Annotated in this window: 20 protein-coding genes; 11 read left to right on the top strand and 9 right to left on the bottom strand. The window is 61.2% G+C overall.

Annotated features, from left to right (window positions below):
• Position 1 precedes the first annotated feature (1 nt).
• The gene (cyaY, locus tag E4O98_RS02475) at positions 2-334 is read right to left on the bottom strand and encodes an iron donor protein CyaY (RefSeq protein ID WP_032878767.1); all 333 of its coding nucleotides are present in this window, start codon (positions 332-334) and stop codon (positions 2-4) included.
• A 238-nt stretch (positions 335-572) separates the two neighbouring features.
• Here cyaY and E4O98_RS02470 point away from each other — a divergent pair, with 238 nt between their 5' ends.
• The 6 genes from E4O98_RS02470 to E4O98_RS02445 are packed head-to-tail and all read left to right on the top strand — an operon-like array spanning position 573 to position 5,155.
• A complete protein-coding gene (locus tag E4O98_RS02470; RefSeq protein ID WP_003195417.1) occupies positions 573-740 on the top strand; it encodes a lipoprotein in 168 nt (55 codons plus the stop codon).
• Positions 741-749: 9 nt separating this feature from the next.
• Positions 750-1,997: a diaminopimelate decarboxylase gene (gene lysA / locus E4O98_RS02465; RefSeq protein ID WP_032878765.1), complete on the top strand. Its 1,248-nt coding sequence runs from the start codon at positions 750-752 to the stop codon at positions 1,995-1,997.
• A gap of 3 nt (positions 1,998-2,000) precedes the next feature.
• Positions 2,001-2,831: a diaminopimelate epimerase gene (dapF, locus tag E4O98_RS02460; protein WP_078822621.1), complete on the top strand. Its 831-nt coding sequence runs from the start codon at positions 2,001-2,003 to the stop codon at positions 2,829-2,831.
• Positions 2,832-2,844: 13 nt separating this feature from the next.
• Entirely contained in the window at positions 2,845-3,561 is a 717-nt protein-coding gene (locus E4O98_RS02455) for a DUF484 family protein (RefSeq protein ID WP_005792447.1), read from the top strand.
• A gap of 2 nt (positions 3,562-3,563) precedes the next feature.
• Positions 3,564-4,463: a tyrosine recombinase XerC gene (gene xerC / locus E4O98_RS02450; protein ID WP_032878757.1), complete on the top strand. Its 900-nt coding sequence runs from the start codon at positions 3,564-3,566 to the stop codon at positions 4,461-4,463.
• Positions 4,460-5,155 carry an HAD-IA family hydrolase gene (locus tag E4O98_RS02445; RefSeq protein ID WP_032878755.1) on the top strand — a complete coding sequence of 232 codons (696 nt, stop codon included), beginning with the start codon at positions 4,460-4,462 and terminating at the stop codon, positions 5,153-5,155. Before xerC ends, E4O98_RS02445 begins: the two co-directional genes overlap by 4 nt.
• Before the next feature lie 188 nt (positions 5,156-5,343).
• Here E4O98_RS02445 and sutA read toward each other — a convergent pair whose 3' ends face one another.
• The 4 genes from sutA to glnK all read right to left on the bottom strand — a co-directional run bounded on the left by sutA (position 5,344) and on the right by glnK (position 8,124).
• Positions 5,344-5,676 (bottom strand): transcriptional regulator SutA, encoded by a 333-nt coding sequence (gene sutA / locus E4O98_RS02440; RefSeq protein WP_032878753.1) that lies wholly within the window; start codon positions 5,674-5,676, stop codon positions 5,344-5,346.
• Between the two features lie 102 nt (positions 5,677-5,778).
• A complete protein-coding gene (locus E4O98_RS02435; RefSeq protein WP_005792453.1) occupies positions 5,779-6,204 on the bottom strand; it encodes a secondary thiamine-phosphate synthase enzyme YjbQ in 426 nt (141 codons plus the stop codon).
• 209 nt (positions 6,205-6,413) lie between these two features.
• Positions 6,414-7,751, bottom strand: a complete 1,338-nt coding sequence (locus tag E4O98_RS02430; RefSeq protein ID WP_032878752.1) for an ammonium transporter — start codon at positions 7,749-7,751, stop codon at positions 6,414-6,416.
• Between the two features lie 34 nt (positions 7,752-7,785).
• The gene (gene glnK / locus E4O98_RS02425; RefSeq protein WP_002555808.1) at positions 7,786-8,124 is read right to left on the bottom strand and encodes a P-II family nitrogen regulator; all 339 of its coding nucleotides are present in this window, start codon (positions 8,122-8,124) and stop codon (positions 7,786-7,788) included.
• Between the two features lie 422 nt (positions 8,125-8,546).
• On the opposite strand from glnK, the gene E4O98_RS02420 reads away from it, so the two are divergent.
• Both E4O98_RS02420 and E4O98_RS02415 read left to right on the top strand, forming a co-directional pair.
• Positions 8,547-8,810 (top strand): accessory factor UbiK family protein, encoded by a 264-nt coding sequence (locus tag E4O98_RS02420; protein ID WP_005792456.1) that lies wholly within the window; start codon positions 8,547-8,549, stop codon positions 8,808-8,810.
• Between the two features lie 215 nt (positions 8,811-9,025).
• On the top strand, positions 9,026-10,522 hold the full coding sequence (locus E4O98_RS02415) for a YifB family Mg chelatase-like AAA ATPase (RefSeq protein WP_005792457.1): 1,497 nt from the start codon (positions 9,026-9,028) through the stop codon (positions 10,520-10,522).
• Between the two features lie 6 nt (positions 10,523-10,528).
• On the opposite strand, the gene E4O98_RS02410 is transcribed toward E4O98_RS02415, so the two are convergent.
• Positions 10,529-11,104, bottom strand: coding sequence for a TetR family transcriptional regulator C-terminal domain-containing protein (locus E4O98_RS02410; RefSeq protein ID WP_032878749.1), 576 nt, complete (start codon positions 11,102-11,104; stop codon positions 10,529-10,531).
• Between the two features lie 112 nt (positions 11,105-11,216).
• On the opposite strand from E4O98_RS02410, the gene E4O98_RS02405 reads away from it, so the two are divergent.
• Complete coding sequence (locus tag E4O98_RS02405) at positions 11,217-12,131, top strand: ABC transporter six-transmembrane domain-containing protein (protein WP_248134070.1); 915 nt, start codon at positions 11,217-11,219, stop codon at positions 12,129-12,131.
• A 3-nt stretch (positions 12,132-12,134) separates the two neighbouring features.
• On the opposite strand, the gene E4O98_RS02400 is transcribed toward E4O98_RS02405, so the two are convergent.
• A complete protein-coding gene (locus E4O98_RS02400) occupies positions 12,135-14,111 on the bottom strand; it encodes a methyl-accepting chemotaxis protein (RefSeq protein ID WP_248134068.1) in 1,977 nt (658 codons plus the stop codon).
• 177 nt (positions 14,112-14,288) lie between these two features.
• Positions 14,289-15,209 carry a LysR substrate-binding domain-containing protein gene (locus E4O98_RS02395; RefSeq protein WP_032878744.1) on the bottom strand — a complete coding sequence of 307 codons (921 nt, stop codon included), beginning with the start codon at positions 15,207-15,209 and terminating at the stop codon, positions 14,289-14,291.
• Positions 15,210-15,360: 151 nt separating this feature from the next.
• Here E4O98_RS02395 and E4O98_RS02390 point away from each other — a divergent pair, with 151 nt between their 5' ends.
• A complete protein-coding gene (locus tag E4O98_RS02390) occupies positions 15,361-16,764 on the top strand; it encodes a NorM family multidrug efflux MATE transporter (RefSeq protein ID WP_032878743.1) in 1,404 nt (467 codons plus the stop codon).
• Positions 16,765-16,889: 125 nt separating this feature from the next.
• Here E4O98_RS02390 and E4O98_RS02385 read toward each other — a convergent pair whose 3' ends face one another.
• Entirely contained in the window at positions 16,890-18,554 is a 1,665-nt protein-coding gene (locus E4O98_RS02385) for a bifunctional diguanylate cyclase/phosphodiesterase (RefSeq protein ID WP_005792463.1), read from the bottom strand.
• Between the two features lie 265 nt (positions 18,555-18,819).
• On the opposite strand from E4O98_RS02385, the gene rep reads away from it, so the two are divergent.
• Positions 18,820-20,829: a DNA helicase Rep gene (gene rep, locus E4O98_RS02380; protein WP_005792464.1), complete on the top strand. Its 2,010-nt coding sequence runs from the start codon at positions 18,820-18,822 to the stop codon at positions 20,827-20,829.
• The last annotated feature ends 1 nt before the right edge of the window (position 20,830 follow it).

Here is a 20,830-nt window from a genome sequence, read left to right as displayed (position 1 = left end):
GTCAGATCTCTTCGAAATCCAGCTCGGCGCCGGTATATTCCTCGACGAGGCGCGCGAGCATTTCGCCCAGCAACTCTTCACTTTTGTCGCACTGCCATTTGCCGCTTTCTTCGTCGTAGTCGAAGTGAACGCCACCGGAGCGCGCAGCCAGCCACAGCTGACGCAGCGGCTCCTGACGACTGAAGATCAGTTGCGGGCCGCTCTCGAACTTGACGGTCAGCACACCAGCCGAGTTTTCCAGATCCACATCCAGGTCGCTGTCGTCGAAAATATCTTCCAGCTTCTCCTGGGTGGCATCCACCAGGTCGTGAAAACGGGCTTCGGTCAAACTCATTGTGGCAACCTCAAAAGTGTCTGGTTTTGCTCAAGCGGGGCACAATACGGACGCGCTTCGCCGATTGCAAAGGATACCGATTTCATAACAGATGGCAGTACGAAATATCATCAAGTAGCGTAGCCCGCTTCTTGTGCTCCTCGGCAAAGCCCCGCCGGACGGGTAGTGCGGCGCATAGGCAAGCTGCCGGGTGGTCGGTATACTCGGGCGCAATTAATGCATATTCAAGGATTTCGCCATGAAGCGCCTGATCTCTTCCCTTGCTGCGCTCGTCGCGGTCGCTTGCCTCGTTAGTGCCTGTGGCCAGAAAGGCCCGTTGTACCTGCCGGATGACAGCAAAGATCCGAATGAACAGGCGCAATCGTCGCAAAAGCCGTCAAAAGCGCATAAGCACGACACCTACTAAGGGAAACTTATGGACGCTTTTAACTACCGGGACGGCGAGCTGTTCGCGGAAGGCGTGGCGCTGTCCGCGATTGCCCAGCGCTTTGGTACCCCGACCTACGTGTACTCTCGTACGCATATCGAAGCCCAATACCGCTCGTTCACTGACGCCCTCGATGGCGTGCCGCATCTGGTGTGCTACGCGGTCAAGGCCAACTCCAACCTGGGTGTGCTGAATGTCCTGGCGCGCATGGGCGCCGGTTTCGACATCGTCTCCCGTGGCGAGCTCGAACGCGTATTGGCCGCCGGCGGCCAGGCTGAGAAAATCGTGTTCTCCGGCGTCGGCAAGACCCGCGAAGACATGCGCCGCGCCCTGGAAGTCGGCGTGCATTGCTTCAACGTCGAATCCACCGACGAGCTGGAGCGCCTGCAAGTCGTTGCCGCCGAGATGGGCGTTCGTGCGCCGATCTCCCTGCGCGTCAACCCGGATGTCGACGCCGGCACCCACCCGTACATTTCCACCGGTCTCAAAGAGAACAAGTTCGGCATCGCCATCGCCGACGCCGAAGAGGTGTACATCCGCGCCGCGCAACTGCCGAACCTGGAAGTGCTGGGTGTCGACTGCCATATCGGCTCGCAACTGACCACACTGCCACCCTTTCTGGATGCCCTTGACCGTCTGCTGGCCTTGATCGATCGTTTGGGCGAGTGCGGCATCTACCTGCAGCACATCGACCTGGGCGGCGGCGTCGGCGTACGTTATCGAGACGAAGAGCCACCGTTGATTAGCGACTATATCCAGGCCGTGCGCGAACGCATCGAAGGCCGCGACCTGACGCTGATGTTCGAGCCGGGCCGCTATATCGTCGCCAACGCCGGCGTGCTGTTGACCCAGGTCGAGTACCTCAAGCACACCGAACACAAGGACTTCGCCATCGTCGATGCGGCGATGAACGACCTGATCCGCCCGGCGCTGTACCAGGCCTGGATGGATGTCACCGCCGTGACGCCTCGCGCAAGCGAAGCACGCACCTATGACATCGTCGGCCCGATCTGCGAGACCGGCGACTTCCTGGCCAAGGATCGTCAGCTGGCCCTGGAAGAAGGTGATCTGCTGGCCGTGCATTCGGCGGGTGCCTATGGGTTTGTCATGAGTTCCAACTACAACACTCGCGGCCGTGCCGCCGAGGTGCTGGTGGACGGTGATCAAGCATTTGAAGTGCGTCGCCGCGAGACGGTAGCCCAGTTGTATGCTGGCGAAAGCCTGCTGCCGGAGTAAGCCATGCTGCTGCGTTTTACCAAGATGCACGGGCTGGGCAATGATTTCATGGTTCTGGACCTGGTCAGCCAGCACGCGCACATCCTGCCCAAACACGCCAAACAGTGGGGCGATCGTCACACCGGCATCGGTTTCGACCAGTTGCTGCTGGTGGAGGCGCCGAGCAACCCGGAGGTGGACTTCCGCTACCGGATCTTCAATTCCGACGGTTCCGAAGTGGAACAGTGCGGCAACGGTGCGCGCTGCTTTGCGCGCTTTGTGCTGGACAAGCGCCTGACCGCCAAGCGCCAGATTCGCGTCGAAACCAAGGGCGGCGTGATCGAACTGGATATTCGCAGCGACGGCCAGATCAGCGTCAACATGGGTGCGCCACGCCTGGTGCCGGCGGATATTCCGTTCCAGGCCACCGAGCAGGCCCTCAGTTACCCGTTGGACGTGGATGGCAAAACCGTGGATATCGCCGCCGTGTCCATGGGCAACCCCCATGCGGTGCTGCGGGTCAACGACATCAATAACGCCCCTGTGCACGAACTGGGGCCGAAGATCGAACATCACCCGCGCTTTCCAGCGCGGGTCAATGTGGGCTTCCTGCAGGTGATCGACCGTACCCGCGCGCAATTGCGCGTTTGGGAACGCGGCGCCGGCGAAACCCAGGCTTGCGGTACCGGCGCTTGTGCCGCTGCCGTAGCCGCGATCAGCCAGGGGTGGATGGACTCGCCGCTGCTGATCGACCTGCCCGGTGGACGCTTGTCCATCGAATGGGCAGGCCCTGGCCACCCGGTGATGATGACCGGGCCGGCCTCGCGTGTATACGAAGGACAGGTCCGTCTATGAGTGAGCCAAGCCAATGACCGATAAGCCTCAAGTACCCGCACACGCTACCCCGAGTGAAAGCCTGGAGGCCGCTGCTGTCGCGGCGTACCTTGAGGCTAATCCGGACTTCTTCGTCGAGCATGAAGAACTGCTGCCGGCCTTGCGCATTCCCCACCAGCGCGGCGATACCGTGTCGCTGGTGGAACGACAGATGAAGATCCTGCGCGAGCGCAATATTGAAATGCGCCATCGGCTTTCCCACCTGATGGACGTGGCCCGCGACAACGACCGCTTGTTCGACAAGACCCGCCGCCTGATCCTGACCCTGATGGACGCCGCCAGCCTGGAAGAAACGGTGATCGCCGTGGAAGACAGCCTGCGCGAGGACTTCCAGGTGCCCTTTGTCAGCCTGATCCTGTTCAGCGACAACCCGATGCCGGTGGGTCGCTGGGTCACAGGTGGTGAAGCACAGACAGCCATCGGCGGCTTGCTGTCCGAAGGCAAGACTGTCAGCGGCACCTTGCGTGAACATGAACTGGACTTCCTGTTTGGCGCCGAGCAGCGCAAGCAGATCGGTTCTACCGCCGTCATCGCCGTCAGCCATCAAGGCTTGCACGGCGTGCTGGCCATCGCCAGCCGTGACCCTGCGCACTACAAAAGTTCGGTGGGCACGCTGTTCCTGACCTACATCGCCGAAGTACTGGGCCGCGTCCTGCCGCGCCACACCACCACACTGCGCGCGGTGCGCTGACCATGGAGCGGCAACTGGACGCCTACTGCGCTCACCTGCGCAATGAGCGCCAGGTGTCGCCCCACACCCTTGAAGCCTATCGGCGGGACTTGAACAAGGTCCTGGCCTATTGTGAGAAACAGCACGTCAGTAGCTGGAAAGCCCTGGATATTCAGGCCCTGCGCAGCCTGATCGCCCGGTTGCACCAGCAAGGCCAGTCCTCGCGCAGCCTGTCTCGCCTGCTGTCGGCAGTGCGCGGCCTCTATCACTATCTCAATCGCGAAGGCTTGTGCGATCACGACCCGGCCAATGGCCTGTCCCCGCCCAAAGGCGAGCGGCGCCTGCCCAAGACCCTGGATACCGATCGTGCCTTGCAGCTGCTCGATGGTGCGGTAGAGGATGACTTCCTGGCCCATCGCGACCAGGCAATCCTTGAGCTGTTCTATTCTTCGGGCCTGCGCCTGTCGGAGCTGACAAGCCTGAACCTCGATCAGTTGGACCTCGCCGATGGCCTGATACAAGTGCTCGGCAAAGGCAGCAAGACCCGCGTACTGCCGGTGGGCAGAAAAGCCCGCGAAGCCTTGCAGCTATGGCTGCCACTGCGCCTTTTGACCAACCCGGCGGACGATGCGGTGTTCGTCAGCCAGCAAGGCCGACGCCTGGGGCCCCGAGCGATCCAGCTTCGGGTCAAGGCCGCCGGCGAGCGGGAACTGGGCCAGAATCTGCACCCGCACATGCTGCGCCATTCCTTCGCCAGCCACCTGCTGGAGTCCTCCCAGGATCTGCGCGCCGTACAGGAACTGCTCGGCCACGCCGATATCAAGACCACCCAGATCTATACACACCTGGACTTCCAGCACCTGGCAACGGTGTACGACAGCGCCCATCCCCGGGCCAAACGCATCAAAGGCAGCGACTCATGAGTATCAAGCTGATCACCTTCGACCTGGACGACACCCTCTGGGACAACGTACCCGTCATCATCAGCGCCGAAGCGTCGATGCGCGAATGGCTGGCGCTCAACGCCTCCAAGGTCGGGGACCTACCCCTGGAGCATTTCGCCAGCCTGCGCCAGCAAGTATTGCAGCGTCATCCCGAGCTCAAGCACCGCATCAGCATCCTGCGCCATCGGGTGTTGATGCTGGCATTCGAAGAGGCCGGCTATCCCCAGCCTGAAGCGGCGCAAATGGCGGATGTGTGCTTCGAAGCGTTCATCCATGCACGTCACCAGCTCACCGTGTTCCCGGAAGCCGAGCCGATGCTCAAGGCGCTGCGCCAGCACTTCCTGCTGGGGGTGATCACCAATGGCAATGCCGATGTGCAGCGCGTTGGCCTGGCGGAGTACTTCCATTTTGCCTTGCGCGCTGAAGACATCGGCATTGCCAAGCCGGACGGGCGCTTGTTTGAAGAGGCGTTGCAGCGCGGTGGCGTGGACGCCGGAGCGGCGGTGCACGTGGGCGATCACCCTGGGGATGACATCGCCGGTGCTCAGCAGGCGGGGCTGCGGGCGGTGTGGTTTAACCCCGCGGGCAAGGCCTGGGAGGGTGACAAGCACCCGGATGCGCAGATTCGCAGCCTGACGGAGTTGCCGCCACTGCTGAGTCGCTGGGGTTAACACTGCCCCCCAATGTGGGAGCTGGCTTGCCTGCGATAGCGGTGGGCCAATCAACACAGGGCTCGCAGATACACCGCTATCGCAGGCAAGCCAGCTCCCACAAGGTATTGCAGCGAACTGGTAATGGCTCCAGGCATGAAAAAGCCCGCAGCGACGGCGGGCTTTTTCTTACAAGCAGGAGGCAGACCTTAGATAGGTCGGCTGCCGTACTTGTTATCCGGCTTCTTCGGTGGGTCTGCAACCACGTTAGCCTCGACTTCGACCACTTTGCCGCCTTTAGCGAGGAACTCTTCCATCGCACGGGCCAGGGCATCGCGCTCTTTGTTCTTGGCTTCAACGCTTGGCAGCTCGTCTACCGAAACAGCAGCCTTGGCTTTGCCTTTGGCTTTGGGAGCCGCGTCATCGGCACCGCCATCCTCGGCATCGTCAGCAACGTCTTCCGCCGCTACTTCAAGACCTTCTTCGGTGTCGTCTTCATCACCTACTTCGAGGTCGTCTTGTTCCAGATCATCGTCGCTCATGTTCTACCTCATGACTTGCGAAAAGCAGATTAGTTATAGCCCAGCTTCACCCTCTGTCGAGGTCGCCGGAAAAAAATCAACATCCACCGGATTTCCAGTGGCTTATGCCTCTTCACCGTGCAAGGTGGCGAGGACTTTACGAGCACCGCCATGATCACGGTGCTCGCCCAGATAAACACCTTGCCAGGTCCCCATCGCCAAGCGGCCGGCCTTGACCGGCAAACTCAGCTGGCAACCCAGCAGACTGGCCTTGAAGTGCGCCGGCAGATCATCCGGACCTTCGTCGTTGTGTTCAAACCCTGCGCGGCCCTGTGGCACCAGCAGGTTGAAAAAACGCTCGAAGTCACGGCGAACCGCCGGGTCGGCATTCTCGTTGACGGTCAACGAGGCCGAGGTGTGCTGCAGCCACAAATGCAACAGGCCCACACGGCAAGCCTTCAATTCAGGCAAGCCGGCAAGCAACTCGTCCGTTACCAGATGAAAGCCCCGGGGCTTGGCCCGCAGGGTAATCAGGGTCTGTTGCCACATACAGTTCTCCGCCCATCGGCGCGCATTCTAGCGCGCTCTGGGAAAAAACAAAGTGCCGAATACGCCTTCATGCCTGTAAGACATTTGCACTCTGAAAAGTGCCGTGTGGATCCCATCACAAAGTTGATAAAAAACCCATACACCTTTAGCCAAAGACAAACACCAGACAAAAAAATGCCCGGCAAGCCGGGCATGTTTTTTTCGCGTACTTACAAGTTGTAGCCGCGCTCGTTGTGTTGCGCCAGGTCGAGGCCCACAGCCTCTTCTTCCTCAGTGACACGCAGGCCCATGACCATGTCCAGCACCTTGAGGATGACGAAGGTCACGATGGCTGTATAGATCACAGTGAAGCCTACGCCTTTGCACTGGATCCAGACCTGGGCAGCGATATCGGTCACGGTGCCGAAACCGCCCAGTGCCGGGGCTGCAAACACACCGGTGAGGATCGCACCGACGATACCGCCGATACCGTGCACACCGAAGGCGTCCAGGGAGTCGTCGTAGCCCAGCTTGCGCTTGAGGCTGGTGGCGCAGAAGAAGCACACCACACCGGCAACCAGCCCGATCACCAGAGCACCCATCGGACCCACGGTGCCAGCGGCTGGCGTCACGGCGACCAGGCCGGCCACCACACCTGAGGCAATGCCCAGTGCACTTGGCTTGCCGTGAGTGATCCACTCGGCGAACATCCAGCCCAGCGCCGCAGCAGCCGTGGCAATCTGGGTCACCAGCATCGCCATGCCCGCCGTGCCGTTGGCCGCCGCAGCGGAGCCGGCGTTGAAGCCAAACCAGCCGATCCACAGCATGGCCGCGCCGATCAAGGTATAACCCAGGTTGTGCGGTGCCATTGGTGTAGTCGGGAAGCCTTTACGCTTGCCCAGCACGATGCACGCCACCAGGCCCGCCACACCCGCGTTGATGTGCACGACGGTGCCGCCGGCGAAGTCCAGCACGCCCCAGTCCCACATCAGGCCACCGTTGCCGCTCCAGACCATGTGCGCGATCGGCGCGTAGACCAGGGTGAACCAGATAGCCATGAAGATCAGCATCGCGGAGAACTTCATGCGCTCTGCGAAGGCACCGACGATCAGCGCCGGGGTGATGATGGCGAAGGTCATCTGGAAGGTGATGAACACGGCTTCCGGAAACAGCGCCGCAGGCCCGGTGATGCTGGCCGGGGTGACACCCGCCAGGAACGCCTTGCCCAGGCCGCCGAAGAAGGAGTTGAAGTTGACCACACCCTGTTCCATACCGGTGGTATCAAACGCGATGCTGTAGCCGTAGACGACCCACAGGATGCTGATCAAGCCGGTGATGGCAAAGCACTGCATCATCACTGACAGAATATTCTTGGAGCGGACCATGCCGCCGTAGAACAGCGCCAGGCCAGGGATGGTCATGAACAGCACCAAAGCGGTGGCGGTCAGCATCCAGGCGGTGTCGCCGGAGTTGAGGACTGGAGCAGCCACTTCGTCTGCCGCCATGGCCAGGCTTGGCATTACGATGGACAGCAGGGCTCCGAGCCCTGCGAATTTACGCAGAGTCATAGTGTTTTCTCCTGGGGCGTTGGGGTTTGGCGGCTTAGATTGCGTCGGTATCGGTTTCGCCGGTACGGATGCGAATAGCCTGTTCCAGATTGACCACGAAGATCTTGCCGTCACCGATCTTGCCGGTGTTGGCCGCCTTGGTTATCGCCTCGATAACCCGGTCAAGATCCTTGTCGTCAATGGCGACATCAATCTTCACCTTCGGCAGGAAATCGACTACGTATTCCGCGCCACGATACAGCTCGGTATGACCCTTCTGCCGACCGAAGCCCTTGACCTCAGTAACGGTAATGCCCTGCACGCCGATCTCGGACAGTGACTCGCGTACATCGTCCAACTTGAACGGCTTGATGATGGCAGTGACTAGCTTCATGAAAACTCTCTCCCGAATTGGTGGACTTGCCCCAGGAAAACAAACCCGTCTCAAGTCTAAGCGCAGTGCCTGGCTTTGTAACGCATCGTCGCCTCGGCATTTGCCGTTGCGACGCCAGCGATCCACTGGTGACGAAACCTGTACCCCTGATCCGTCGGCGCACTGCATTCGTCACAGCGACTGCATCAGTGCATGGGTCATGATCGTCTAAGCAGAAACCTTGCCAGCTCCGTAAAAACCACTGAAATCAATCCCTTGCTCACTTGTGCCCACCCACGGGGCGTGCGCGCGGCCGCAATGCGCATCAAAACGGTGCGCAGCCGCCCGCTTTGATGCGCGAAAACCGTGCGCAACGCGGCATGAAAAAGACTATAGACGCTGCGTGATACACTGCTGGCCAACTGTTTTCCGGAATGTTTCCCATGCTCGCGCCCAAAGACCTCCTCGACGCCCTGAGCGGCCACGCCTCTCGCCTGTTCAGCGGCGACACCCCGCTGCCCCGCAATGAAATCGAAAGCCAGTTCAAGGCATTGCTGCAAAGTGGTTTCAGCAAGCTCGACCTGGTCAGCCGGGAAGAGTTTGACAGCCAGATGGTGGTGCTGGCCCGCACGCGTGCGCGGTTGGAGAGCCTGGAGGCGAAGGTGGCTGAACTTGAAGCACGGTTGGCGCCATCCTCTGCTGAATAAACACGGTTAGTGTGGGAGCTGTCTTGCCTGCGATGGCGGTGCATCAGCGGATGATTCTTTGCTGACATACCGCTATCGCAGGCAAGCCAGCTCCCACATTTGTTTTGCATTGCCGCCCGGATACGTTCTGTAAAATCTCCCTCGCCCCGCTCCGTCCCGCCTCGTCTACCCTTGAAAAACCCGCAGGAAGCGGCCCACCCATTCAAGGAACGAGCATGTCCCTCGCTATCGTGCACAGCCGCGCCCAGGTCGGCGTTGAAGCCCCCGCCGTCACCGTTGAAGTGCATATGGCCAATGGCTTGCCATCGCTGACGCTGGTGGGCCTGCCGGAAACTGCAGTGAAGGAAAGCAAGGATCGCGTTCGCAGCGCCATTCTCAACTCGGCGCTGCAATACCCGGCCCGGCGCATCACCCTCAATCTCGCGCCCGCCGACCTGCCCAAGGACGGCGGGCGCTTTGATCTGGCGATTGCCCTGGGGATCCTGGCGGCCAGTGTGCAAGTGCCGGCCTTGATGCTTGATGACGTGGAGTGCCTTGGGGAGTTGGCGTTGTCCGGCGAGGTGCGGGCGGTCAAAGGTGTGTTGCCGGCCGCGCTGGCAGCGCGCAAGGCCGGGCGCACCGTGATAGTGCCCAGGGCCAATGCCGAGGAAGCCTGCCTGGCGTCGGGGCTCAAAGTGATTGCGGTGGACCACCTGCTGCAAGTGGTGGCGCACCTTAATGGGCATGTGCCGATTGAGCCCTACAGGTCCGACGGCTTGCTGTACTTGAACAAGCCTTACCCGGACCTGAGTGAAGTGCAGGGCCAACTGGCAGCCAAGCGCGCCTTGCTGATTGCGGCGGCCGGCGCACATAACCTGCTGTTCAGCGGGCCACCCGGTACCGGCAAAACCCTGTTGGCCAGCCGCCTGCCGGGCTTGCTGCCACCGCTGAGCGAGCAGGAGGCGCTGGAAGTGGCCGCGATCCAATCCGTGGTCAGCCTGGCCCCCCTGAGCCATTGGCCCAATCGCCCGTTTCGCCAGCCGCACCACTCGGCATCCGGCCCGGCGCTGGTGGGTGGCGGCTCGAAGCCGCAGCCGGGGGAAATCACCCTGGCCCATCACGGCGTGCTGTTTCTGGATGAGCTGCCGGAATTTGATCGCAAGGTACTGGAGGTGCTGCGCGAGCCATTGGAGTCGGGGCATATCGTGATCTCCCGAGCCAGGGACCGGGTGAGTTTCCCGGCACGCTTCCAATTGGTCGCGGCCATGAACCCCTGCCCGTGCGGCTACATGGGCGAACCCAGCGGGCGTTGTCGGTGCACGCCGGAACAGATACAACGCTATCGCAACAAGCTATCCGGGCCGCTGCTGGACCGGATTGATTTGCACCTGACAGTCGCGCGGGAGGTCACTGCGCTGAGCCCCTCCCAACAGGCCGGTGACACCACCGCGCAAGCGTCCGCCCAGGTGGCGCAAGCCCGTGAACGCCAGCACCAGCGCCAGGGTTGTGCCAATGCATTCCTCGATCTGCCACGGCTACGCGAACACTGCCAGTTGACCAAAGCCGATGAAAGCTGGCTGGAAAGCGCGTGCGAACGACTGACATTATCGCTGCGTGCAGCCCACCGATTGCTCAAGGTGGCTCGCACCCTGGCGGACCTTGAGCAAGTGGAAGGCATCGCCCGCCATCATTTGGCGGAGGCGTTGCAGTACCGACCAGCCGCTCATGGCTAGCACTTGTCAGGCAAAATCCAGCAGCAGCCTCGCCACTTCCAGCACCTCTTCCAGCACCGCTTCTGCCGACTCTGCGGAAGGCTTGAGCATCAGGTCATCGGCATAGCCCATCGCCAGGGCGAAGATCTGCCGTGCAGCGCGCTGACACGACTCGCAGCGAAAGACGCCATCGGCAACGCCCCGCTCGATCACTTCGGCAAGCATGCCTTGCCACTGGGCGTTGATCACCAGGTAAGCCTGGGCCATTTGCGGGTCGTGCATGGCTTCGTCCCAGGCGTCGAGCCACAGCGCCCAAGCGGCGTCAGCGGTGCTGGGCAGGCAGTCGCGCAAGAACCCCATTAGCGCCTCCAGCGGTGGAGCATCGGCCAACGGCTCGCGCACTTCATCCAATTGCTCATTGGCAAAGCGCACAAAAGCTTCGCGACGCAGTTCATTCCAGTCACTGAAATAGTGATAGACGTGACTGCGTGACAGCCCGGCATGTTCGGCCAAGTCACGGGTGGACACCGCGGCAAAGCCCTTGCTGCGAAACAGCTCAAGAGCGGCGGCGATGATCTGGTCTTTACGGTCGATACGCGACATGGGCAATTCCTTCGGGCGCCGGTAGATGAGCGGCGCTTGCTTTTTGAGCGATCGCTCAAGGATACTTGAGCAGTCGCTCAATAATAGCGTCTATCACTCCTTTGGTGCACCCATGACATCCGTCACCCCCCAAATTCTGATCGAAGAAAGCCAGAAAATCGGCCAGCAGTCCGCCAGCCAGACACTCAAAGCTATTGCCAAAGCCTATCCCGGCAAGCTGTCTTGCACCTTGTCGCTGGTGGCGCTGGAGAACGCACTGTTGTTGGCCTACCCGCTGTTTGCCGGGTTCGCGGTGGATTCGATTATCCGCGGCGATACCACCAGTGCGTTGTTCTATGCCGCTGTGGTCATGGCGTTCTGGGTGGTCGGGGCGGCACGGCGAGCGCTGGATACACGCACGTTCACGCGCATTTACGCCGACCTTGCGGTGCCAGTCATCCTCAACCAGCGCCAACAGAACCACAGCACCTCGAAATCAGCGGCACGGGTGGTGCTGGCACGGGAATTTGTCGACTTCTTTGAAAAGCACGTGCCAATCATCGCCACGGCGTTGGTGTCGATTGTGGGCGCGGCGGTAATGTTGATCGTGATTGAGCCATGGGTAGGCATGGCCTGTCTGGCCGCGCTGCTGCTGTGCATGACCTTGTTGCCACGCTTTGCACAGCGCAATCAGGAACTACACGAGCGCCTGAATAACCGCCTGGAGAAAGAAATCGGCCTGGTCGAAAAGGTCGGCGCGCCGACCCTGCGACGTCACTACCAGGTGCTGTCGCGCCTGCGCATCTGGCTTTCAGACCGCGAGGCTGCGGCGTACCTGTTTCTCGGTACGCTCGCGGCTTTGCTGTTTGTGGTCGCGATCAGCCAGTTGGCCTTGTCCCCAGGGGTCAAGGCCGGCCACATCTACGCGGTGATGACTTACCTGTGGACCTTCGTGACCAGCATGGATGAAGCGCCAGGTATGGTCGACCAACTGGCGCGGCTCAAGGACATCGGCAAGCGCGTAGACCCAGGGCTGGGCGACCACTAAGCCTCAACGAAACCGGTCTACCTCCTGACGCAAGCCTGCCGCCAAGGTTTCCAGTTCCTTGGCGGTGACTGCCAGGTTCGACACCACTTCGCGCTGCTCGCTGTTGGCCAGGGCAATGCTCTGCAAGTTACTGCTGAGCAGGGTTGCGGTGCTGCTCTGCTCCTGGGTGGCGGTGGTGATCGCAGCGAATTGCTGGCCGGCCGAGCGGCTTTGCTCATCGATACGCGCCAGGGCCGAGGCGACGTCGGCGTTGCGCGACAGGCCGTCCTGCATCAATACCTTGCCGTGTTCCATGGTGCTGATGGCGTTGCCGGTTTCCTGCTGGATGCTCTGGATCATCGCCGAAATTTCATCGGTGGCCTGGCGGGTGCGCGAGGCCAGGTTGCGCACTTCGTCGGCGACCACGGCAAAACCGCGGCCTTGTTCACCGGCGCGGGCGGCTTCGATGGCGGCGTTGAGCGCCAGCAGGTTGGTCTGTTCGGCGATGGAGGTAATCACACCGACGATCCCGCCGATTTCCTGGGAGCGCTGGCCCAAGGTGTTGATCACTGCGGCTGTGCTGTTCAGGGCAGTGGCAATATGCTCCAGCGACGATGACGCCTCTTGCATCGAGGTGCGGCCGATCCGGGTCTGCTGGGCATTCTCTTGCGCCAGGCGCTCGGTGTTGCCCATGTTGTCGGCGATGTTCAACGAGGTGGCGCTGAACTCTTCCACCGCGCCGGCCATACTGGTGATCTCGCCAGACTGTTGCTCCATGCCTTCGTAGGCGCCACCGGATAGCCCCGACAGCGCCTGGGCGCGGCTGTTGACCTGTTCGGCAGCACTGCGGATATGCGAAACCATGGTCGACAGCGCCTCACCCATCTGATTGAAGCTGCGCGCCAACTGCCCGATTTCGTCATGGCTGGACACGTTAAGGCGTGCGCTCAAGTCGCCTGCGCCCAGAGCTTGCGCCTGGCGTACCAAATCACTCAATGGCGCCAGCTTGCTGCGCAACAGCCACACCGTGGCGCCCACTGCCAGCAACATCGCCAGCACGCTGCCGATCACCAGGCGAATCCCGACTTCCCACGTCACGGCGCGTATTTCCGCCTTGGGCATACTCGCCACCACCGCCCAGGGGCCGCCTTCGAACGGCACCGAGACGCTATAGAAATCTTCGTTCTTGTCGCTCCAGAAATGCCCTGCCCCCGGCGTCTTTGCCAGGTCGAGCATCACGGCAATGGCCTGGTCCGGCGCCTGCACGCCGGCTGGCGGCACCAGCCAATGCTTCTGCTCATCCAGCAGCGCCAGGGAGCCGGTCTGGCCGAGACGGAAGCGCTTGAGATTTTCAAACTGGGCGTTCTGCGCGTCGGTGTAATCGAAGCCGATAAACAGCACGGCGATGACCTTGCCGCTGCTGTCACGCACCGGGCTGTACTGGGTCATGTAGGAACGGTCGAACAATACCGCACGGCCGATATAGGTTTGCCCGTCGGCAACACGCTGGTAAGCCGCGCCCTGTCGGTCAAGCACGGTCCCGATGGCACGATTGCCATCCTGCTTGGTCAGGGAAGTGCTCACGCGGATAAAGTCGTCGCCGCTGCGCACGAATACGGTGGCCACACCGCCGGACATTTGCTTGAACTCATCCACTTCTTCGAAATTGTTGTTCAGCACCTCATTACCCAGGTACAGGCTCGGCGTCTGTACACCGGCCACGGCCACGGGTTGGTCGGCACGCACACTCAGGCCGGCGCCGAAGCGTTTTTCAAACAGCCCGCTCAAACGCTGGGTACTCTCGCGCAAGGTGCTGTGGAAGGTATTGAGTTGGTCGGCGAGCAAACGCGCCTCGCTGGCCAAGTGCTCCTCACGGGTGTCGAGATTGGCGGAGTCGAGGGAACGCAGGGCAAACACAGTGCTGCCGCTGATAACGACAGCCAGAATCACGGCAAGGGCGAGACCTAACTGGGAGGCAATCCGGGCACGAGGTTGAGACATGACAGCTCCTGGCCGAGGCCAGGATCATCCTGATCTCATAGCGCTGCTCGGCAAATTATCTAGTGGGAAACGTTGGTGCACGATGGTTCCAACACACCTTCTTCGGCGGCACTTGGTAATACTTGAGCGAATCACAGGGGTATCCCGCAAACGATTGCATCAAACGCCGGCACCTACTCAATCGAGACGTTCAACCTGGGGCAACTCCATCGCTTTGACTTCACCTTGAAGAAACTCCGCCAGCCGTCGCAAGCGTTCCCCCCCGGGACGGGTTTTCGGCCACACCAGGTAGTAACTTTCCCCACTGGCGACCGCCCTGGGCCACGGCAGGCTCAGGCGTCCCTGGGCGACATCTTCGGCCACCATCAACAAATCGCCCATGGACACGCCATAGCCACGCGCCGCCGCGATCATGCCCAACTCAAGGGTATCGAACACCTGCCCACCCTTGAGAGACACCCGGGACGACAACCCCATGCGCTCCAGCCAGTTGCGCCAGTCACGACGATCAGGCGTGGGATGCAACAACTCGGCACTCGCCAGGCGGGCAGCGTCCCAAGGTCCATCATCCAGCAGGTTCGGCGCGCCCACGGGGATCAGCAATTCGGGGAACAGGTAACTGGCCTCCCAGTCCGCCGGAAAATGCCCATCGCTCAACAACACCGCACAGTCGAAGGGTTCCTGGTTGAAGTCCACTTCATCCACGCTCATCCACGCACTGGTCAGTTGCACCTCATTGCCTGGCTGCAAGGCGCGGAAGCGACTCAGGCGCGCCAATAGCCAGCGCATGGTCAAGGTGGACGGTGCCTTCATGCGCAGAATGTCATCTTCAGTATTCAAGGTATGACAGGCGCGCTCCAACGCAGCGAAGCCTTCGCGCACGCCGGGCAGCAACAGGCGTGCGGCTTCGGTGAGCTGCAGATTGCGACCGCTGCGCTGGAAAAGGCGGCAGGCGAAATGCTCCTCGAGGGTGCGGATATGCCGGCTGACCGCACTTTGGGTGATGGACAGTTCCTGCGCCGCACGGGTGAAGGAGTTGTGCCGGGAAGCGGCTTCAAATGCACGCAGGGCATACAGTGGAGGAAGACGACGAGACATTGGGAAAGCTCCGACGGCGCAATATCGGCACCCTATCAGAATCAACGAGGCATGAGTTTTAATCATGTGAACGATCGCTTTTATCCTTTTGTGCAAAGCGCCCAAAGCGCCGAGAATCAATCTCCCCCCATTTCCTGACTATTTGAGTGTGATGATCATGCAACATCCGGCACGTACCGAACTCTGGGCCATTCTGCGGCTGTCGGGGCCGTTGATTGCCTCACAGTTGGCGCACATGCTGATGGTGCTGACCGACACCCTGATGATGGCGCGCCTGAGCCCCGAAGCCCTGGCCGGCGGCGGCCTGGGCGCGGCGAGCTATTCGTTCGTGGCGATCTTCTGCATCGGCGTGATTGCCGCGGTGGGCACCCTGGTCGCCATTCGTCACGGCGCAGGCGATATCGACGGCGCCACGCGCCTCACCCAGGCCGGGCTGTGGCTGGCGTGGTTGATGGCCTTGGCAGCGGCGCTGCTGCTATGGAACTTGAAGCCGGTGCTGCTGATGTTCGGCCAGACCGAAACCAACGTACAAGCGGCGGGGCAATTCCTCACCATCCTGCCTTTCGCCCTGCCCGGCTATCTGACTTTCATGGCGCTGCGCGGCTTTACCAGCGCGATCGGCAAGGCGACGCCGGTGATGGTGATCAGCCTGTGCGGCACCGTGGTCAACTACCTGCTCAATCACGCCTTGATCGAAGGCATGTTCGGCCTGCCGAAACTGGGCCTGATGGGCATTGGCCTGGTGACCGCCATCGTCGCCAACGGCATGGCGCTGGCATTGATGTGGTACATCCGCAGCAACCGCGCCTACGCCGCCTACCCGCTGGGTACTGGACTGCTGCGCTTGAATACCCACTACCTGCGCGAGCTGTGGCGCCTGGGCCTGCCGATCGGCGGCACCTATGCAGTAGAGGTCGGGCTGTTTGCCTTTGCGGCGTTGTGCATGGGCACCATGGGCAGTACCCAGTTGGCCGCGCATCAGATTGCCCTGCAAATTGTCTCGGTGGCGTTCATGGTACCGGCGGGGATGTCCTACGCGGTGACCATGCGCATCGGCCAGCATTACGGCGCCGGGCAGTTGTTGCAGGCACGCATGGCCGGTCGGGTCGGCATAGGCTTTGGTGCCATGGTAATGCTGGGATTTGCCGTAGTGTTGTGGCTGTTTTCCGACCCGTTGATCGGGCTGTTCCTCGACCATGACAACCCGGCGTTCCATGACGTCATCGTCCTGGCCGTCAGCCTGCTGGCCGTCGCCGCGTGGTTTGAATTGTTCGACGGCGTGCAGACAATTGCCATGGGCTGTATCCGTGGTTTGAAGGACGCCAAGACCACCTTCCTGGTCGGCCTGGGTTGCTACTGGCTGATCGGTGCGCCCTCGGCCTGGCTGATGGCGTTCACTTTAGGCTGGGGGCCCACCGGGGTATGGTGGGGCTTGGCGCTGGGACTGGCGTGCGCGGCGGTGAGCCTGACATGGGCGTTTGAGGCGAAGATGAAGCGGATGATTCGGCAGGAGCCGGATGCTCCTGTTGGATTCCAAGCGGCACTGCCTGACTAGCGAGTGCACGCGGTCCATGTGGGAGCTGGCTTGCCTGCGATAGCGGTGTGTCAGGCTAATCATTATTAGCTGAACGACCGCTATCGCAGGCAAGCCAGCTCCCACATTTGAACCACTTTGAAGGCTCAGCCCAACAGCGCCTGCTGGCTTTGCCCAAACATCAGGTACTCCACCAGTTCCGCCAACGGCAACGGCTTGCTGATCAGGTACCCCTGGGCCTGGTCACAACCGAACAACCGCAACAGCTCAAGCTGCTCGGGTGTCTCCACGCCTTCGGCCACCACTTCCAGGTTGAGGTTGTGGGCCAGGTTGATCATCGCGTGTACCAATTTGCGGTTTTCTTCGCGCTCTTCCATGCCGCCGACAAAACTTTTGTCGATCTTCAACAAGGCGATCGGCAGGCTGTTGAGGTGCACGAATGACGAAAACCCGGTGCCGAAGTCATCCAGGGAGAACCGCACGCCGAGGCGGCCCAGGGCGTCCATGGTCTGCTTGACCAGATCGCTGCGGCGCATCACCGCGGTTTCAGTCAATTCGAACTCCAGCCATTGCGCTTCCACGCCACGCTCGGCAATCAGCCGACTGAGTGTGGAGAGCAATTGGCTGTCCTGGAACTGGCGAAACGACAGGTTGACGGCCATGTGCAGCGGCGGCAGGCCGCGTTCGCGCAGGTCTTGCATGTCGCGCAGGGCCCGGGAAATCACCCAGTAGCCCAAAGGCACGATCAGGCCACTCTGCTCGGCCAGCGGCACGAATTCGCTGGGTGGCAACAAGCCGCGCTCACCGTGGCGCCAGCGCACCAGGGCTTCGAGGCCGACGATATGACCGTCGTCCAAGTCCAGGCGCGGCTGGTAATGCAGCTCCAGCTCATCGCGGCGCAAAGCCCGGCGCAGTTCACTTTCCAGGTCGGCCAGGCTGCGAGCGTTGCGGTTGATGCGTTCATTGAAGATGTGAAAGGTGCAGCCCTGGGTGCTTTTGGCCTGCTGCATGGCGATATGGGCGTGCCACATCAACGGGTCAGCGCCGGCGCGGGCGCGCGCATGTGCCACGCCCAGGCTGCAGCCGATCAACAAGCTTTCGCCATCGACCCAGTAAGGCTCGGCCATCACTTCGGTGATGCGCTCGGCCATCCACTCGGCACGCTGGGGCGCGCGACGGGTGTCGATCAGCAAGGCAAATTCATCGCTGCCCAGCCGCGCCAGCTGGTCCCCGGCTTCGAGCTGGCTCTTGAGCCGCGACACCACTTGCAGGATCAACCGATCGCCGGCCTGGTGGCCGAGGGCGTCGTTGGCATGACGGAAGTTGTCCAGGTCCAGATGGCCCAGAGCCAGGCCGCGGCCTTCGTTGTCCGCCAGCCGCGCCGCCAGCAGTGTCTGGAAGCCCTGGCGGTTGGCGATACCGGTGAGCGGGTCCTGCTCGGCCAAGCGCTGCAAGGTGTTCTCCAGAACGCCGCGCTCGCGCACATGGCGCAAGCAGCGGCGCAATGTTTCAGGGTCCAGCCCATTCAGGATCAACCAGTCGCTGACACCGAGCGGCGACACCAGCGGCTCCTGCTCCAACAGCAATACACACGGCAAGCTGCAGCGGCCAGGACCGGGCTGCAGGCTGGGCGTGGTCAATAGCACGGCGCCCTGATCGTCATCGAACAGACGACTCACCGAGTCCCAGTTGGGTGCACTGATCAGCACAGCCCCTTCGCCCATCGGCACCAGGCACTCGCGCAACAACGCTGCCCATGCAGGCTCTTCGGCCAGCAGCAGCAAACGCAAGGGTTCGACAGGCGTAGACAAGCTAACTCCCTAGACTCTGCTAAATTTCGTGAGCGATGGCATTATGACGTGCGGCCTGGCAATGATAAATGCGTGACAAATGATAGGTGTTATCAAACACGCAGACTGTGAAAAATAGTCTGAGTATTCCCCACATCCTGCGGCAAAGTAGCAAAACCGGCAAATTTAGATCGAGTGGTACGTCACACCGTCGTTCTAAGGCAGCAGAATCTTGCCAGCCTGTTAAAATGCCCGCCCTTTTGAACAACGACTCCTAAAACTCCGTATGTCCCGACTCAATCCCCGGCAGCAAGAAGCCGTGAACTACGTCGGCGGCCCTCTATTGGTGCTCGCCGGCGCCGGCTCCGGCAAGACCAGCGTGATCACCCGCAAGATCGCGCACCTGATCCAGAACTGCGGCATCCGCGCCCAGTACATCGTCGCCATGACCTTTACCAACAAGGCGGCGCGGGAAATGAAAGAGCGGGTCGGCACCCTGCTCAAGGGCGGCGAAGGCCGCGGCCTGACGGTGTGTACCTTCCACAATCTGGGCCTGAACATCATCCGCAAGGAGCATGTGCGACTGGGCTACAAGCCCGGCTTCTCGATCTTTGACGAGACCGACGTCAAGGCCCTGATGACCGACATCATGCAGAAGGAATACGCAGGCGACGACGGCGTCGACGAAATCAAGAACATGATCGGCTCATGGAAAAACGACCTGATCCTGCCCGCCGAAGCCCTGGAAGCTGCACGCAACCCCAAGGAGCAGACCGCCGCCATCGTCTACACCCACTACCAGCGCACGCTCAAGGCGTTCAACGCAGTGGACTTCGACGACCTGATCCTGCTGCCGGTCAAGCTGTTCCAGGAACACAAGGACATCCTGGAGAAGTGGCAAAACAAGGTACGCTACCTGCTGGTGGACGAATACCAGGACACCAACGCCAGCCAATACCTGCTGGTGAAGTTGCTGATTGGTACGCGCAACCAGTTCACCGTGGTGGGCGACGACGACCAGTCGATCTACGCCTGGCGCGGCGCCCGCCCGGAAAACCTGATGCTGCTCAAGGAAGACTACCCGTCGCTGAAAGTGGTGATGCTGGAGCAGAACTATCGCTCCACCAGCCGCATCCTGCGTTGCGCCAACGTGCTGATCTCCAACAACCCCCACGAGTTTGAAAAACAACTGTGGAGCGAGATGGGTCATGGCGATGAGATCCGCGTGATCCGCTGCCGCAACGAAGACGCCGAAGCCGAACGCGTGGCCGTGGAAATCCTCAGCCTGCACCTGCGCACCGACCGGCCCTACAGCGACTTTGCGATCCTGTATCGCGGCAACTACCAGGCCAAGCTGATCGAGCTGAAACTGCAGCACCACCAGGTGCCGTATCGCCTGTCGGGCGGCAACAGCTTTTTCGGACGCCAGGAAGTAAAAGACCTGATGGCCTACTTCCGGCTGATCGTGAACCCGGACGACGACAACGCCTTCCTGCGGGTGATCAACGTACCGCGCCGGGAAATCGGCTCCACTACCCTGGAAAAGCTCGGCAACTACGCCACCGAACGCAAGATTTCCATGTATGCCGCCACCGACGAAATCGGCCTGGGCGAACACCTGGACACGCGCTTCACCGATCGCCTGTCGCGCTTCAAGCGCTTCATGGACAAGGTGCGCGAACAGTGCGCCGGCGAAGACCCGATCAGCGCCCTGCGCAGCATGGTCATGGACATCGACTATGAAAACTGGCTGCGCACCAACAGTTCCAGCGACAAGGCCGCGGATTACCGCATGGGCAACGTCTGGTTCCTGATCGAAGCGCTGAAGAACACCCTGGAAAAAGACGAAGACGGCGAAATGACCGTCGAGGACGCCATCGGCAAGCTGGTGTTGCGTGACATGCTTGAGCGCCAGCAGGAAGAGGAAGACGGCGCCGAAGGCGTGCAGATGATGACCTTGCATGCCTCCAAGGGCCTGGAATTTCCCTACGTGTTCATCATGGGCATGGAAGAGGAAATCCTCCCACACCGCTCCAGCATCGAAGCCGACACCATCGAGGAAGAACGGCGCCTGGCCTACGTGGGCATCACCCGCGCACGTCAGACCCTGGCCTTCACCTTTGCCGCCAAGCGCAAGCAATACGGCGAAATCATCGATTGTGCCCCCAGCCGGTTCCTTGACGAGCTGCCGCCCGATGACCTGGCCTGGGAAGGCAATGACGACACCCCCACCGAGGTGAAGGCCGTTCGCGGCAACACCGCCCTGGCGGATATACGCGCAATGCTAAAGCGCTAGA

The sequence above is a fragment of the Pseudomonas sp. W2Jun17 genome (genome assembly GCF_023127795.1).
GTDB classification, from domain to species: Bacteria; Pseudomonadota; Gammaproteobacteria; order Pseudomonadales; family Pseudomonadaceae; genus Aquipseudomonas; species Aquipseudomonas synxantha_A.
Note: the sequence above shows the minus strand (reverse complement) of the source record. Positions and strands in the feature narration are given on the sequence as shown.